Source organism: Granulicella sp. L60 (assembly GCF_009765825.1).
In the GTDB taxonomy this organism is placed as follows: domain Bacteria; phylum Acidobacteriota; class Terriglobia; order Terriglobales; family Acidobacteriaceae; genus Edaphobacter.
Window position 1 is genome coordinate 477,675 of record NZ_LMUR01000022.1, and the last position, 15,072, is coordinate 492,746.

The 15,072-nt window shown below is 58.0% G+C and carries 12 protein-coding genes and 1 tRNA gene; 10 read left to right on the top strand and 3 right to left on the bottom strand.

Annotated elements, in window-relative coordinates; genetic code table 11:
- Window positions 1-212 precede the first annotated feature (212 nt).
- Window positions 213-2,555: a hypothetical protein gene (locus GSQ82_RS22965; protein WP_158794598.1), complete on the bottom strand. Its 2,343-nt coding sequence runs from the start codon at window positions 2,553-2,555 to the stop codon at window positions 213-215.
- A gap of 357 nt (window positions 2,556-2,912) precedes the next feature.
- On the bottom strand, window positions 2,913-4,997 hold the full coding sequence (locus GSQ82_RS22970) for a S9 family peptidase (RefSeq protein WP_158794599.1): 2,085 nt from the start codon (window positions 4,995-4,997) through the stop codon (window positions 2,913-2,915).
- 625 nt (window positions 4,998-5,622) lie between these two features.
- Between GSQ82_RS22970 and rpsL the strand changes: the two genes are divergently transcribed.
- From rpsL to rplK, 9 genes are all read left to right on the top strand, one after another.
- Window positions 5,623-6,009 carry a 30S ribosomal protein S12 gene (rpsL, locus tag GSQ82_RS22975; protein WP_123489299.1) on the top strand — a complete coding sequence of 129 codons (387 nt, stop codon included), beginning with the start codon at window positions 5,623-5,625 and terminating at the stop codon, window positions 6,007-6,009.
- Window positions 6,010-6,107: 98 nt separating this feature from the next.
- A complete protein-coding gene (gene rpsG, locus GSQ82_RS22980; protein WP_020715236.1) occupies window positions 6,108-6,578 on the top strand; it encodes a 30S ribosomal protein S7 in 471 nt (156 codons plus the stop codon).
- A gap of 83 nt (window positions 6,579-6,661) precedes the next feature.
- Complete coding sequence (fusA, locus tag GSQ82_RS22985; RefSeq protein WP_158794600.1) at window positions 6,662-8,755, top strand: elongation factor G; 2,094 nt, start codon at window positions 6,662-6,664, stop codon at window positions 8,753-8,755.
- Window positions 8,756-8,826: 71 nt separating this feature from the next.
- Entirely contained in the window at window positions 8,827-10,014 is a 1,188-nt protein-coding gene (gene tuf / locus GSQ82_RS22990) for an elongation factor Tu (RefSeq protein WP_158794601.1), read from the top strand.
- A gap of 143 nt (window positions 10,015-10,157) precedes the next feature.
- On the top strand, window positions 10,158-10,307 hold the full coding sequence (gene rpmG / locus GSQ82_RS22995; RefSeq protein ID WP_013579310.1) for a 50S ribosomal protein L33: 150 nt from the start codon (window positions 10,158-10,160) through the stop codon (window positions 10,305-10,307).
- Between the two features lie 50 nt (window positions 10,308-10,357).
- Window positions 10,358-10,433, top strand: a tRNA-Trp gene (locus tag GSQ82_RS23000).
- Window positions 10,434-10,500: 67 nt separating this feature from the next.
- On the top strand, window positions 10,501-10,761 hold the full coding sequence (gene secE / locus GSQ82_RS23005; RefSeq protein WP_158794602.1) for a preprotein translocase subunit SecE: 261 nt from the start codon (window positions 10,501-10,503) through the stop codon (window positions 10,759-10,761).
- 39 nt (window positions 10,762-10,800) lie between these two features.
- Window positions 10,801-11,457 (top strand): transcription termination/antitermination protein NusG, encoded by a 657-nt coding sequence (gene nusG, locus GSQ82_RS23010; protein WP_158794603.1) that lies wholly within the window; start codon window positions 10,801-10,803, stop codon window positions 11,455-11,457.
- A 98-nt stretch (window positions 11,458-11,555) separates the two neighbouring features.
- Window positions 11,556-11,993: a 50S ribosomal protein L11 gene (gene rplK, locus GSQ82_RS23015; RefSeq protein ID WP_158794604.1), complete on the top strand. Its 438-nt coding sequence runs from the start codon at window positions 11,556-11,558 to the stop codon at window positions 11,991-11,993.
- A gap of 385 nt (window positions 11,994-12,378) precedes the next feature.
- Here rplK and GSQ82_RS23020 read toward each other — a convergent pair whose 3' ends face one another.
- Window positions 12,379-13,488 carry a radical SAM protein gene (locus tag GSQ82_RS23020; protein WP_158794605.1) on the bottom strand — a complete coding sequence of 370 codons (1,110 nt, stop codon included), beginning with the start codon at window positions 13,486-13,488 and terminating at the stop codon, window positions 12,379-12,381.
- A 164-nt stretch (window positions 13,489-13,652) separates the two neighbouring features.
- Here GSQ82_RS23020 and GSQ82_RS23025 point away from each other — a divergent pair, with 164 nt between their 5' ends.
- Window positions 13,653-15,065 carry an NAD(P)/FAD-dependent oxidoreductase gene (locus GSQ82_RS23025; protein WP_158794606.1) on the top strand — a complete coding sequence of 471 codons (1,413 nt, stop codon included), beginning with the start codon at window positions 13,653-13,655 and terminating at the stop codon, window positions 15,063-15,065.
- The last annotated feature ends 7 nt before the right edge of the window (window positions 15,066-15,072 follow it).

Here is a 15,072-nt window from a genome sequence, read left to right on the forward strand (position 1 = left end):
GGGATTTTCTATTTAAACCCATAACCCATTTAGAAAGAAATATTTGCCCGTAAACCATCTGGAATGAATATTTTGCAGTCTGTGAAAAACGCAACTCGCTGAAAAATAACAATTTACCCCCACCCACCCCCCAGGGGGTGGGGTACTCAGAAGAAGCAAACAACAAAAAGCCCTCTCCGAAGAGAGGGCTTTCCACATCCAGCAACCCAAACCTACGAGATAGCCTTCCGCGGCTTCTGTACCAGCAGGTTCGGTGTGACGATGTTGTTGTTCTGGTCGATCAGCTTCGGAGCAATCGGCGCCGTCGTGTCCTTGTAGGTTCCATCCGTCTGCTTCGTGATCAGGTGCACCACGTTGTCCCCGGAGGTTCCAGCGTAGAAGGTCAGATCATCCGCGCTGACCACACCGGCCACCGGAGCAATCGGCGTACCCAATGCCGTCGAGAGAGGAATCGTCGTCAGCGTACCCGCTCCCGTCGGATTGGGCATGTAGACCGGCAGAACCCCGCCCGTCCCGGTGTAGGTAATGAAGGCAGCCACAGAGTCCGAAGTAGGATCGACGCCTGTGATCGCCGTAGCCGTAACTCCCGGCAGCGCGCCGGTGAATGTCGGGGTCGCGATGAACTTGACCGCAGGTGTTACCGGTGCATTCGCACCTCCAGTTGGGCAAGCTCCGGTCGGCAGACCAGGATGTGCTGGAATACTTTGGGTTCCATTTTGAGTCGCAGGCGTAGACAGAAGCGAATCCGTAAACGTTCCTGCAGCCGTTGCTCCCAGAAGGTGAAGACCGTCGTTAGTAGTAGCAATCAGGTCCGCAGATGGCCCGATCACGCTGGCGTCGGGATAGAAAGCGTTCGCTGTCGTTGATGAGTTCGTAATCGTTCCATTGATCGTCGTTGTCGGGCAGTACGTGCGAGCCGTCGTCGGGTTTCCGCCGAAGAACGCGCCTACCGTCGGAACGCCTATAGCAATGTTCGTCGTCGACTGAGACGAAGTCGTCGCGAACCAGCCAGTGAACGTCGAATGCACCAGAAGCTGGTTATTCGGAGTCGTCACACCGGTTGAGGAGTTATAGTCGCCCAATGTGATGTACACCGTCGAGCTGTCCGGAGTGAACGCCGCATGGGTGGCAACCCCGCCATACTGCGTCAGGATCGTATTCGTGGCGGTGGTGTACAGGTAGATCAGCTGTCGGATCGGATCGCTGATCACCAGCGTAGTCCCGTCTGGAGACACCGCGAGTACGTTGCCGGTCACCGCCGTATTTTGGGTGGCCAGCGCGTTGGTCGCAGTCGTGAACGTCATCAGCTCGAAGGCCGTGCCCATGTAGACCGTGGTGCCGTCGTCGCTGATCACCATCGAGTTCGGCTGATAGGGCAGACGGATCGGCGTACCGATCTGGTTCGTCGAAAAGTCAACCGGCACGATATACAGCGAGTTTGTGCTTGCGATGTACAACACCGTGCTGTTATTGCCCGGAGTCGTCACGTTGACCGCGTTTGAGGTCACAGGCTTTCCGTTGCCGAACAGTCCGATCTGGTTGAACGGAGAAGGATTGCACGTCGGAGGCTGGCAGGTCGCCGTAATTGCTGCAGCGCCCGGAAACAGTGGAGTCACCGAGGAGACGCCCGCTGGAATCGTCGTCGGCGTCGTCGACTCGTACGTCAACGCCAGGCCTGTCAGAACGACTCCGTTCATGTCCGTCGCCAGTGTCGTGATCGGCTGGGTGAAGTTCTGGTCCACCACCACGCTCGTCGGATTTGTGCTGTTTGGGATGCTCAGAGTGATCGACACCGGCGGACACGTCGAGAAGAATCCCGCCGAGCTTCCCGCATTGGAGATGCCCGCCGTGATGACCGTCGAGCCAGGCTGCTGCGCCGTGGCCACACCGTTCTGATCGATCGTAAGGATCGACGGAATCTGAGGCGTGTAGGTGAGATGGCCCACCTGGCAGCTGATATTGTCTTGCTCGGATTGAGTAGCGTTCTGATACACGCGCGCTGCCAGCTGTCCCGTCACGCTCTGCGAGACGCATCCGTTCGCGCTGGCCGATGCGGCTGCTTCCGTGGTCACTGGTACCGTGCAGCAGCCATTGGCCGGGTTGATCGTGCAGCTCGTCTGTGTATTGATAAACGCGGCGGGGCTGCAGTTCGTCGCCGGATCGTTGATACAGTCTGTAGACAGCGGCCCCAGCACCACGCTGGTCACCACGGGATGGACGTAGACCGGAAGCGGATTGCTCGAAGCTCCGCTGCCGCTCGCGACCACATACGCTGTGCCGGTCTTGTTCGTCGGCACGCACGTCGTAAAGTCCGCGATGCCGCCGCCCGAGTTTCGGTTCCACGTACCCGCGCACAGGCTGCCGGTGGTCGGATTCACGTCGGCGATGGTGAGGTCCGGTACGCCGTTGGCATCGAAGGTCGCGTAGGTGTAGTGAGCTACGGTCTCCGTTGTTCCCTTGCAGTCGGTAGCTACCGGCGTAAGGGAAGTCGACGAGATCTGGGCGAAGTTCAGCGAGATGCCGAAGATCTTCGGTTGCAGGGTAATGGTCGTCACCTGACCGACGGGAACACCCGAGTCACCCCCGTCGCAGAAGACCGTGGCAGTCTTCTTTGAACAACCCGAAATTGAGACACCGAAAGGGATCGTGAAAAGCAACAGAAATACTAAAGTGACAAACCGACGCATTGAACCTCCCCGTCCAACCAGAACGCAAGCTGAACGGTCACACCGCAACCGCTGAATAGCTGAACCCATAGTGTAAAAGCTGCGCACACCGGAAGCAAATCATCCCGGAACTGATTGGACGATTCGACCACCGTTTCGCAACCTGCCAGTTTCGCTCCCGCGACGAATAATTGCCCGCGGGAGCACGAACCATCGCTCGTGGGAGCGACAAGCCCGACATGCTCTCTACTGCGCAGGCATCTCCGTCTCGAACCAGTTCAGCGCCCGCTCAAGAACGTCTTGCCGATGTGCCGGATCGCGGAATCCATGGCCCTCGTTCGGATACACCACCAACTGCGTCTTTACGCCCTCGGCCCGCAGCGCATGCCAGAACTCGAAGCTCTGCGGCGCCGGGCACTCGCCATCGCGATCTCCAACCACTACCAGCGTAGGCGTCTTCACATTCTTGATGTACTCGATCGCAGAGCTCTTTGCATACACCGCAGCATCGTCATACACCGTCTTGCCGAAGAACGGAACCATCCATTGATCGATCGAGTTCTCCCCGTAGTAGCTCTTCCAGTCGCTGATGCCCGCGCCCGCAACCGCCGCCTTGAACCGCGTCGTCTGCGTCACGCCGAACATCGTCATGAACCCGCCATAACTCCAGCCCGTCAGGCCTTCGCGGTTCGTATCGATAGGGAAGCGCTTCTCCAACACATCCATTCCGGCCAGAACGTCCCGCAGATCGCCGTAGCCGAAGTCCTTGATGTTGGCCTGGGTAAACTTCTCACCCTGCCCATAGCTGCCTCGCGGGTTAGGCATGAACACGAAGTATCCAAGCGCCGAGAATGGCACCCCGCCATAACCGACGCCAGGCCAGCGCGGCGTCACCGCACTCGAAGGTCCGCCATGCACACTCACCAGCAACGGATACTTCTTCCCCGGCGCTCCATCGTTCGGAGTCCAGCCCGCCGGGTACAACAGCCATCCCTGAACCTTGAACCCATCATTGGTCCACTCAATGTTCTCTGTCTTACCCCATGACGGCTTCAGTCCATTGTTCAAATGCGTGATTTGTTTCAGATCGTTCGGCCGTCCCGCCCAAACCTCGGGAGCCATCTCGAACGAGCTGCGAATAATCGCAATCGTATGTTCATGCGACATCGAGATGCTCATCACCAGATCACCGGCGCCGATGCTCTCAGGAAATGTAGTGTTGATCTGCGAAACGTCCTTCCCCGAGCTCAGATTCAGCGCCGTAAGATGGCTGCTTCCGCCCACATGCTCGGCAACTCCCAGAACCTCTGGGCTTACCCAGCCTATAAATGCCACCGAAGCGTTGCGCCCTGGTGTCGCGTTCCTCGGTTTGCCTCCAGCCGCTGGGATCAGGTAGACATCCCCGCCCGTCGAACCCTGATCGCTCATCAGTCCGCCGATAAACGCGATCCGCGATCCGTCCGGCGACCATCGAGGCACCGCAATCTGCAGCCCATGAAGCGAACCCTCAATCTTCGTCGTATCGAGAATCGACTTCGGCGTCCCGCTGGCAATATCTTCCGTATAAAGCTGAGCGACCCACCAGTTGTTCTCGCCCGGCGGATTCGCCGCCACATATGCAAGCTGCTTCGAATCGGGAGACCAGCCGAACTCATAGGCATGCAGTGCAGCGGGAGTCACCTGAGCGAACGCACCATCCGCCACCTGCACCACGCCAACTCGCTGTATCTCCACCCCATCCTCGCCGATCACCCCGGACCAAGGCTTCATCGCGGCCAACGCCCCCGCACTTCGCGTGGCATTCTCGACGAAAAGGAACCCGATCGATCGTCCATCCGGCGACCAGGCCAGCGAATCGATTCCGCCGGTCAGATGAGTCAACTCCTTCGACTCGCCCGTCTTCTTCGACCACACAAACACCTGATCCTGTTTATCGGCCTTCACCGTGCAATCGGAGACAAACGCCAGCCACTGACCGTCAGGCGACCATTTGGGATCGGAACTCCCGCAACCCGCAGCCTGCAAAGCCGTCCCGACGATCTTCTCCTTTGCTGGGTCCGCCACATCAGTTAAGTGAATCTGTGATCCCTCGTGTGTCCTCACCGCCCAGGCAACTGTAGTTCCGTCAGGCGAGATCGCAGCCGAGCTGGGTGTCTTCGTCTTTCCCAGGGCCTCGATCAGCGTCCCAACTCGCGCATCTTTGGGAGCGGTAGCGGCACCGGTGGCGCCAGTCTGGGCGTGCCCCGAAATAGCAGTGCCTAGGGTTGAAATGATGGCCACAATAAAAAAAGAAAAAGAGAGGGAAGGCATCCGCCAGCGTGCAAAAGTCATGCGAAAAGCCTAGCATGGCGTCCCGTATCCTGGCCTAGAGCCCATTTCATGCAGCCAAAATGGTGCAACTCTCAAATTATGGGGCAAAATCAGGCTAAAAAGTTGACTCGAACTCGTGAGATTGTTATTGTAAGAAGGTTCCGCGAGTATCCAGTCCATGCTGAAGGGGAGACCCGACGTATGGAGGGCGGAGAAAAGCCCGCGCGATTCTTGGGTTTGCTGACTGTCGCATGACAGTTGGGGTCTGTTTGCGCTACACTGGATACAAGAGATTCACCGCAGGATACTCTCGATCAAAGGTTTTAGTGATCTGAGTGTCGTCAGTATGCGGCCCATCGCAATCGTGCCTGCGACACCCTCCACCTTGGATGGGCTATGCGGGCCGGGACAGCGAAACGGAGTCGGCTCATCCTTGAAATATAGGGAAAGACGCTCGACCACCGTCGACTGTTAACGTCTGGTTTGTTGTACCGGTTTACAGACGCAACAGCAGGGAAGATCTTCGTCAGAGACGCTTCAGCGTTCTCATTTTTTTGCGTGTACGGCAAAAAGCGAAGCCCGAGCCCTTCTGTGCGTCCGACATGAGATTGTTTCAAGGCTTTGTGCGTATCAACAAGGAGTTCTAGTGCCAACGTTCCATCAGCTCGTCAAGCAGGGCCGCACGCCCACTCGCTATAAGACCGCCAGCCCCGCGCTTCAGGGTTCGCCTCAGCGCCGTGGTGTTTGCACCCGCGTTTACACTCAGACCCCGAAGAAGCCGAACTCGGCTCTTCGTAAGGTTGCGCGTGTTCGCCTCACTAACGGGATCGAAGTGACGACCTATATCCCGGGCATCGGCCATAACCTGCAGGAGCACTCGATTGTGCTTATCCGCGGCGGCCGTGTGAAGGATCTGCCGGGCGTCCGGTATCACGTCGTTCGTGGAACGCTCGACTCTGTCGGCGTTGCCAATCGTAAGCAGAGTCGCTCTAAATACGGCGCAAAGCGTCCGAAGGCAGCAGCAGCCAAGTAGGCAGGCTGTGCGTTCAAGATCAACTGCGGTTCGCCGCACAATTTAAGTTCAGGCCTTGAGAAGTCGACGGTCCTGAAGGAAGACGAGAAAAGAAAGAAATGCCAAGAAAAGGCTACATCGCTAAGCGTGAAGTTGCTCCGGATCCGGTCTATAACTCCACTCTGGTCACGAAGTTCGTGAACTCCATGATGTGGGGCGGCAAGAAGTCGACCGCGCAGGGCATCTTCTATACCGCCATGACTAACCTTGAGCAGAAGGGTGGCGACGAAGCCCTCAAGCTGTTCAAGAAGGCGATTGAGAACTGCAAGCCGCTTCTCGAAGTCAAGAGCCGCCGCGTCGGTGGTGCGAACTATCAGGTTCCCATCGAAGTTCTCCCCGAGCGCCGCACCTCGCTCGCCATCCGCTGGCTTGTAACCTACGGCCGTGCTCGTGGCGAAAAGGGAATGGTTGAGAAGTTGACCGCAGAACTTCTCGATGCTGCAAACGGCCGTGGCGCCGCGATGAAGAAAAAGGAAGATGTTCACCGCATGGCAGAGGCGAACAAGGCCTTCGCGCACTATCGCTGGTAAGCAAGTCTTCTGTCTTTGGATTCAGTTTTTAGGTTCAACGCAGTTATTACCGCGGGCAAATGCTCGCAGATGAGAGATAGATCGTGGCACGCACTACACCTCTGAATCGTTGCCGGAACATCGGTATCATGGCGCACATCGACGCCGGCAAAACGACGACGACCGAGCGCATCCTCTTCTATACGGGCATCACGCACCGTATCGGCGAGGTGCACGAGGGCACTGCGACCATGGACTGGATGGAGCAGGAGCAGGAGCGCGGCATCACCATTACCTCCGCCGCAACCACCTGCACCTGGAAGAACATCCGTATCAATATCATTGACACGCCGGGCCACGTTGACTTCACCGCAGAGGTGGAGCGTTCGCTTCGCGTTCTCGACGGTGCGGTTGCTTGCTTCGACGCGGTCGCAGGTGTGCAACCTCAGTCTGAGACCGTATGGCGTCAGGCTGACAAGTACAAGGTGCCCCGTATCTGTTTCATCAACAAGATGGATAAAGCCGGCGCAGACGCCGTCTATGCGACTTCGACCATCGTCGACCGCTTAGGTGCCCGTGCCGTGCCAATCAATATTCAGATCGGCGCTGAGGCGAAGTTTGCTGGAGTGGTCGATCTGGTTACGATGAAGGCGATCTACTGGCACGACGAGACGATGGGTGCCGAATACTCGGTGGAAGAGATTCCTGCCGATCTTCTCGACAAGGCCAAAGCTGCGCGCGCTCATCTTATTGAAGCTGTTGCCGACTCTGATGATGAGATCATGAATCTCTTCCTCGAGGGCCAGGAGCCCACGGAGGCGCAACTCAAGGTCGGCATCCGCAAGGCGACCATTGCGATGAATATCTTCCCGGTTCTGTGTGGTTCGTCGTTCAAGAACAAGGGCGTTCAGACTCTTCTTGATGCCGTTATTGACTACCTGCCAAGTCCGCTCGACATTCCTCCCATGATCGGCCACAACCCCGACAACATGGAAGAGGAGATCATTCGCAAGGCAGATGACAACGAGCCCTTCTCTGCGCTCGGCTTCAAGATCATGACCGACCCGTTCGTCGGCCAGCTCATCTTTATCCGCGTTTACTCGGGACAGCTCAAGACCGGCGACTCGGTTCTGAATCCGCGTACCGGCAAGACAGAGCGTATCGGCCGTCTTCTGAAGATGCATGCCAATAAACGTGAAGAGATCACCGAGATCCTCGCTGGCGATATCTGCGCGGCCGTCGGCCTTAAGAATCTCGTTACAGGCGACACCATCTGCACCGACAAGAACCCCGTCGTGCTCGAGTCTATCGACTTTCCGGCGCCTGTTATTGAAGTTGCCGTTGAGCCGAAGACCAAGGCCGACCAGGAGAAGATGGGCATGGCGCTGGCCAAACTCGCGCAGGAAGATCCTACCTTCCGCGTACGCACGGACATCGACTCGGGTCAGACCATCATCGCTGGCATGGGTGAGCTTCACCTTGAGATCATCGTCGACCGCATGATGCGCGAGTACAAGGTCGAGGCCAACGTCGGCAAGCCTCAGGTGAACTACCGTGAGACCATTCGCACGAACTCGGACGCGGAAGGTAAGTACATCCGTCAGACCGGCGGTTCGGGTAACTATGGCCACTGTAAGATTCGCATCTCGCCGAACGAGCCGGGCAAGGGATACGAGTTCACCAACGACACCAAGGGTGGAGCGATTCCGAAGGAGTACGTCAAGCCCATCGATCAGGGTATTCAGGACGCTATGCAGCGTGGCGTTCTGGCTGGCTACGAGATGGTTGATGTCAAAGTTTCGCTCTACGATGGCAGCTATCACGACGTCGACTCAAACGAAATGGCGTTCAAGATCGCCGGTTCGATGGCATTCAAGGAAGCTGCCCGCAAGGCAAAGCCTGTTCTGTTGGAGCCGGTGATGTCGGTCGAAGTCACCGTCCCCGAAGAGTATATGGGTACGATCATCGGCGATCTCAACTCTCGCCGTGGCCGTATCGAAGGTATGGAGATGGTCGGCACCACACAGGCTATCCGGGCCACCGTTCCACTAAGCACGATGTTTGGTTACGCCACTCATATGCGGTCGTCTACGCAGGGTCGCGCGAACTACTCCATGCAGTTCAAACAGTACGAGGAAGCACCCCGTTCGGTCTCGGAAGAGATCATCGCCAAGGTGCAGGGCAAAGACGCGAAGTAGTTCGTTGCCGTTTGGCGCGGACAAGTTGTCAACAGGTTTGATCTACCAGTTACAGAAACACGGAGAGAGTCATGGGCAAGGAAAAGTTTGACCGGTCAAAGCCGCACGTAAACATCGGAACGATCGGGCACATCGATCATGGCAAGACGACGCTGACGGCGGCGATCACGAAGGTGTTGTCGAAGCACAACCCGAAGAACACGTTCCGTTCGTTTGACACGATTGACAATGCGCCGGAAGAGCGCGAGCGCGGTATCACGATTGCGACCTCTCATGTGGAGTACGAGACGCCGAACCGCCACTACGCGCACGTCGACTGCCCTGGCCACGCGGACTACATCAAGAACATGATCACGGGAGCCGCGCAGATGGACGGCGCGATCCTGGTGGTTGCCGCGACCGACGGCCCGATGCCCCAGACCAAGGAGCACGTTCTGCTCGCGCGCCAGGTTGGCGTTCCGTACATCGTGGTGTTCCTGAACAAGTGCGATGCGGTTGAGGACGAAGAGCTGATCGAACTGGTCGAGATGGAAGTTCGCGAGCTGCTGTCGAAGTACGACTACCCTGGCGACGATACCCCGATCATCCGCGGCTCTGCCCTGGGCGCGCTGAACGGCGAAGCCCAGTGGGAGGCGAAGATCGACGAGCTGATGGCTGCGGTGGACAAGTATGTTCCTCAGCCGGAGCGCGCAGTCGACCTTCCGTTCCTGATGCCGATCGAAGACATCTTCTCGATCTCCGGCCGCGGCACGGTAGTCACGGGCCGCATCGAGCGTGGCAAGATCAAGGTCGGCGAGGCTTGTTCGATCGTCGGCTTCCGCGACACCCAGCAGACGGTGTGCACGGGCGTGGAGATGTTCAAGAAGCAGCTGGACGAGGGTCTTGCAGGCGACAACGCCGGCCTTCTTCTGCGCGGCATCGCGAAGGAAGATGTGGAGCGCGGCATGGTGTTGGCCAAGCCCGGTTCGATCACGCCGCACACCCAGTTCAAGGGCGAGATCTACGTGCTGAGCAAGGAAGAGGGCGGACGTCACACTCCGTTCTTCAACGGCTACCGCCCGCAGTTCTACTTCCGCACCACGGACGTAACCGGTTCGGCGAAGCTGCCGGAGGGCACCGAGATGGTGATGCCCGGCGACAACATCCAGCTGGAGATCACGCTGCACACCCCGGTTGCGATGGAGAAGGGTCTGCGCTTCGCCATCCGCGAAGGCGGACGCACCGTCGGAGCTGGAACCATCTCCGAGATCATCAAGTAACTGCTCCACAGATGTCGTAGCTGTTTTTAGTAATCAAGGTAGGGAAGTACCGGAAGCGGGAAGCTGTCTCCGGCAACTACCGTTCAAAATAAACGGGTTTCGTCGATGCAGCCTAAATCTTCGAAATCGGTTAGGATAAAGAGATGCGCGAAATTATTACACTGCAGTGCCCGGAGTGCAAGAACAGGAACTACTCAACAACGAAGAACAAGAAGACGACCACTGGCCGCCTTGAGTTCTCGAAGTTCTGCAATACCTGCCGCAAGCACACAGATCACAAGGAAACAAAGTAACCTCCAGCCGGATTCGGGAGTGAGGCGAACGTAATCCTCACTCCATATCAGGGGGAGTAAGCTCAACGGTTAAACTGTCGGTCTCCAAAACCGAACTTCTCGGTTCGAATCCGAGCTCCCCCGCCAGTTTGCCCGGTCCCTCGAGTCCGGGAGACAGAATTCACGCAGTACCACGAAGATTTGAGATAGCACTATGGCCAAGACAATAGCGGTAACCGATCAGCCCAGCACTGGAATGCAGCAGTTGAAGTCGCAGCCGGCTCGCCTGAGTGAGTTTCTCAAGGATGTGCGCAGCGAGATGCGCAAGGTGATCTGGCCACCGCGCGCCGAGGTCCAGTCGACCACGATCGTCGTACTGGTGACGGTATTTATCTTCGCCGCATACTTCTGGATAGTGGACTACTCTATCGGTGGCGCGATTGAGTATATGTTGAGACACCTCACCCAGCACTAAGTTTTGATTTCCGAGTAAGGCCGGTAGAAAGAAGTAGAGATGCGCGAAAAAGGCACAACGATGGCGGCAGACGAGCAGAATCCGGAAGAGCAGAACCCCGAGGCGGTCAACGCCGCCGGTGATCCGTCCACGGAGCAGCTTGCCCCGCCGGTCAACGAGAACTTCAAGTGGTACATCATCCACGCCTACTCCGGCTTTGAGCGGAAGGTGCGGGAGTCGCTTGAGAGCCGCATCACGGCGTTTGGCCTGCAGAACAAGATCGGCCGCATCATGATTCCGACCGAGCCGGTTACCGAGCTGCGCAATGGAAAGAAGTACACCATCGAGCGCGTCTTCCTGCCGGGCTACGTTCTGGTCGAGATGGATCTCGATAACGACCTCTGGCACGTGATCAAGAACACGCCGCGCGTCACCGGCTTCCTTGGCACGGGCGACAACCCGGTCGCTCTCTCCGAGCAGGAGGTCAGCTCCATCCTCTTCCGCTCCGACACCTCGAGCAGCAAGCCGAGCATGAAGGTCAAGTTCGACAAGGGCGAGCAGGTCCGCATCAACGAAGGCCCATTCGCTAACTTCACGGGCGCGGTCGACGATATCAACGAAGACAAGCAGACTCTCAAGGTCATGGTCAGCATCTTCGGTCGTTCCACTCCGGTCGAGATCGAATTTTCCAAAGTCGACAAGGTCGTCGACGAGTAACCATCCCGCAGCGGGTGGCAGAGTTTAGAACTACTAGTCAGCAGCAGCGTTCTTCTGAGGAGCGTCTACTGCTAGAAGCATAAAGAGGATTTACCGCAATGGCACCGAAGAAGATTACTGGATACGTCAAGCTTCAGATCATGGCCGGCAAGGCCACACCTGCACCTCCGGTTGGCCCAGCACTTGGCCAAGCGCAGGTCAACATCATGGAGTTCTGCAAGCAGTTCAACGAGCGGACAAGCAAAGACCCCGCTCTGGTCGGCCTCACCGTCCCGGTCGTGATCAGCGTCTATGCCGATCGCACCTTCAGCTTTGTCACCAAGACGCCTCCGGCTCCGGTGCTTCTGCTTAAGGCCGCAGGTATCGAGAAGGGCTCCGGCACTCCGAACAAGGAGAAGAAGGGCAAGGTCACCGAGAAGCAGATTCTCGAGATCGCCAAGCAGAAGATGCCGGACATGAACGCCTCGACGGTTGAAGCTGCCGCCAAGACCATCCGCGGTACCGCCCGTTCGATGGGCATCGACGTCGTAGCCTAACTTCGCAGCATCCGCTTTACGCGATTGGAGGATGAAGGGAAGCATCGCCGCACGATATGGCGAGCGTCTCCCGGCATCCTCCTTCGCTGCTTTGTGCCTGCGAATCGATAGGCTCTCCTCACGTCCGGATCATCCTGTTATGTCTTTTGAGCGACGGCCGACACCATCTTTGAGGTGATTGAGTGGGCGCCAGCTGGTAGAGAACGTCCGCACACCAGCGTCGCGATGCTGCTGCTTTGTGAGCAATACACCTCCGCCTGCGACTACGTCCCGCTGGCCTTGCTGGTCGAATCGTCCACATTGTTTGCATTCTTCACTCCCGTCAGTCTTTCCGAGAAAAAGGTGTTCGCGCAGAAGACTCCGCACGGCACTCCAAAAGAAATCTCTACGCAAACAGCTTTCGTTGCGCCGGCTCTGCTCTGCTCGCAGGCATCTTCCTGTCGCCAGTGTCCCGCGTCAGCACCGCGTCCATGGAGCGGCGCCCCAACCCATGCCTGCGGCACGCCTCTCCGACGACAGCCGCCATCTTCCTGGTGTACTCCGGTGCCGCAAAGTCCGCGCTACCGAACCGCTTCTCGTAATCGGCCACAAGGGAGGGGAAGTGCTCACGGACGAAGCTCAGATAAGTAGGGCGTGAGCACGGCTTGAGAAAGAGTGGGTTGGCCGCCATAAAACAGGCTCCCACCTCCGCGGCGCGGCGAGCCATCTCGTCGATCGCCTGCTCGGAGTCTGTAATTCCTGGAAGCAGCGGGCAGCACAGGATTCCCGTCCGTATGCATGCCGCGCGCAGCCGCTTTACCGCACGAAAGCGCAGATCCGGCCGTGGAGCACGCGGCTCCAGAAGTCTCGCCAGCTCCGCATCCGGCGTCGTGATCGTTATGTGCACCACCAGCGTGTTGTAGCGCGCGATCTCAGTGAGCAGATCGATATCCCTCTCGATCAGCCGCGACTTGGTCACAATACCGATCCGATAGCCTGTCTTTCGTGCAAACACCTCTAGCAGGCTGCGCGTAATCCGTGCCTTTCGTTCGATCGGCTGATATGGATCGGTGGCCGTACCCAGTGCAATCTCCACTGCAGGATCGATCTTCTTCAACTCCTGCTCCAGTAGCCACGCGGCGTTCTGCTTCATGAAGATCATGCGTTCGAACAGCAAGGGATCGTGAAAGTCCGGCTTATTCTCCAGCCCGCCAGCCAACAAGCCAGATTCTGCCAAAACTCCCGAAGCGGCACTCTTCGGGGCCATGAACTCGTGGGTGTACCGCGCATAGCAGTACTTGCAGCCGAACTCGCATCCACGGTACGGATTGATGCTGTAGGCCGTCCATATCCGCCGCTTCGAGACCGACCAGTTGAGGATGCTCCGCACTTTCAGCGCCTTGAACTCGATCAGGTGGCCGTCGTCGGCATGCTCTGCCTGCGCGGCCAGACGAGCGATTCCAACGGGTTGCGAGGGAAGGATCGGGAAGAGGTCGGGACTGATAATTTTCGCCATTTGTTCGCCAATTGTGAGACGAGCATAGACCGGCTTCAAGGCTTCGTCAAGTGTAGAATTCGGGAATAATTCAGTGGATCTCGTATTGTTGATTGCAGTGGAACAATCTCCCGAACGCGATGCTGAATCGCAAGCGGTTGAGACTTAAGAGATGAGGATGAGGCATGATGAATCGGCGTACTTTCCTGGCTGCAGCGGCGGCGTCTGCATTTGCTCCTGTAAAGTTTGTTCGCGCGGCCGAGGCGAAGAGAAGGGTAGTGGTTGTGGGCGGTGGGCTGGCGGGTCTTTCATGCGCCTACGAACTTCGCAAGCTAGGCTTCGAGGTAGTCGTCCTTGAAGGACAGGGGCGTGCCGGGGGCAGGGTCCTGACGCTGCGCGAAGGGCTTGATCAGGGGCTCTCGGCTGAGACCGGAGCGACGCGCATTCCGGATACGCACCATATGACGTTGGATTATGTGCGCGAGTTTGGGTTGACGCTGGAGCCGTTCAAGGGCGGCAACCTGGCCGATGTGGTGCATCTGCGCGGACAGAACTATGTGCCCGGGCATGGCCCCGAACCGGATTGGCCCCTGCAGTTGACTGCCGAGGAGAGGCGCCTGGGTCGCGGAGGCATGGCGAAGCGCTACATGGGCGGCCCATTGGAGCTGGTAAAAGATAGCAAGGATTCTCTGAGCGTACCCGGCCCGATCCTGGAGCAGGATCACTACACCTTGCGGCAGTACCTGGAAAAGCAGGGGCTCTCCCGCGATGCGGTCGAACTCGTCACCCTGGGCGGAGATTCCTCGGCTAGCGCTGGCCTGTTGCTTCTGGTGGAATTCAATGAGCAGGTCACCCGCGAGTACTTTCATATCCGCGGGGGCAACGACCAGCTTCCTGGCTCGCTGGCGAAGAAGTTGGAGTTGGGCGGGGCGATTCGATATGGATGCCGGGTGACAGGCGTTGGGCAGAATGACAGCGGCGCGTGGGCCGTGATGGAACATGCCGGCGGGCATGAGACGGTTCGGGGAGACTATGTTGTGTCGGCGCTGCCGTTTTCGGTGGCGAGGAATCTCTTTGCGGACGCAAAGCTGTCGACTGAAAAGCAACGCGTTATCCGGGAGCTGAAGTACTTTCCGGTGGACAAAGTCTTCCTGCAGATGCAGAAGCAGTTCTGGAAGGCGAAGGGGCTGAGCGGGTTTGCGAATACAGACCTTCTGTCGGAAAGATTTTGGGCACTTGGGCCGGAGTCGCCGGAGGAGCGCGGTCTGCTGCTGTCGTATGTCATTGGAGAGAACGCTGCGAAGCTCGACACGATGGATGCGCAGAGCCGGGTACAACAGACGCTCGCTGATGCGGAGATCGTGTTTCCGGGGGCGCGGGATCAGTTCGAGGCGGCTCGAGTGAAGAGCTGGGGCGAGGACCCGTGGCAGCGGGGCGGTCTTACTTCGTTTGGTCCTGGCGAACTGAGCTGGATCCCCGTGAATGCACGTAGGGAAGGCCGAATTTTCTTTGCGGGCGAGCATACATCCCGATGGAACGGGTGGATGCAGGGCGCTATCGAGTCAGCGCACCGGGTCGTGAAGGAGATCACCGCGTGAGACCATC

Excerpts from the sequence above, each read along its gene's own strand:
- GSQ82_RS22970 (WP_158794599.1), bottom strand. The coding sequence starts at position 4,997 with ATGACTTTTGCACGCTGGCGGATGCCTTCCCTCTCTTTTTCTTTTTTT.
- rpsG (WP_020715236.1), top strand. The coding sequence starts at position 6,108 with ATGCCAAGAAAAGGCTACATCGCTAAGCGTGAAGTTGCTCCGGATCCG.
- tuf (WP_158794601.1), top strand. The coding sequence starts at position 8,827 with ATGGGCAAGGAAAAGTTTGACCGGTCAAAGCCGCACGTAAACATCGGA.
- rpmG (WP_013579310.1), top strand. The coding sequence starts at position 10,158 with ATGCGCGAAATTATTACACTGCAGTGCCCGGAGTGCAAGAACAGGAAC.
- secE (WP_158794602.1), top strand. The coding sequence starts at position 10,501 with ATGGCCAAGACAATAGCGGTAACCGATCAGCCCAGCACTGGAATGCAG.
- nusG (WP_158794603.1), top strand. The coding sequence starts at position 10,801 with ATGCGCGAAAAAGGCACAACGATGGCGGCAGACGAGCAGAATCCGGAA.
- rplK (WP_158794604.1), top strand. The coding sequence starts at position 11,556 with ATGGCACCGAAGAAGATTACTGGATACGTCAAGCTTCAGATCATGGCC.
- GSQ82_RS23020 (WP_158794605.1), bottom strand. The coding sequence starts at position 13,488 with ATGGCGAAAATTATCAGTCCCGACCTCTTCCCGATCCTTCCCTCGCAA.
- GSQ82_RS23025 (WP_158794606.1), top strand. The coding sequence starts at position 13,653 with ATGATGAATCGGCGTACTTTCCTGGCTGCAGCGGCGGCGTCTGCATTT.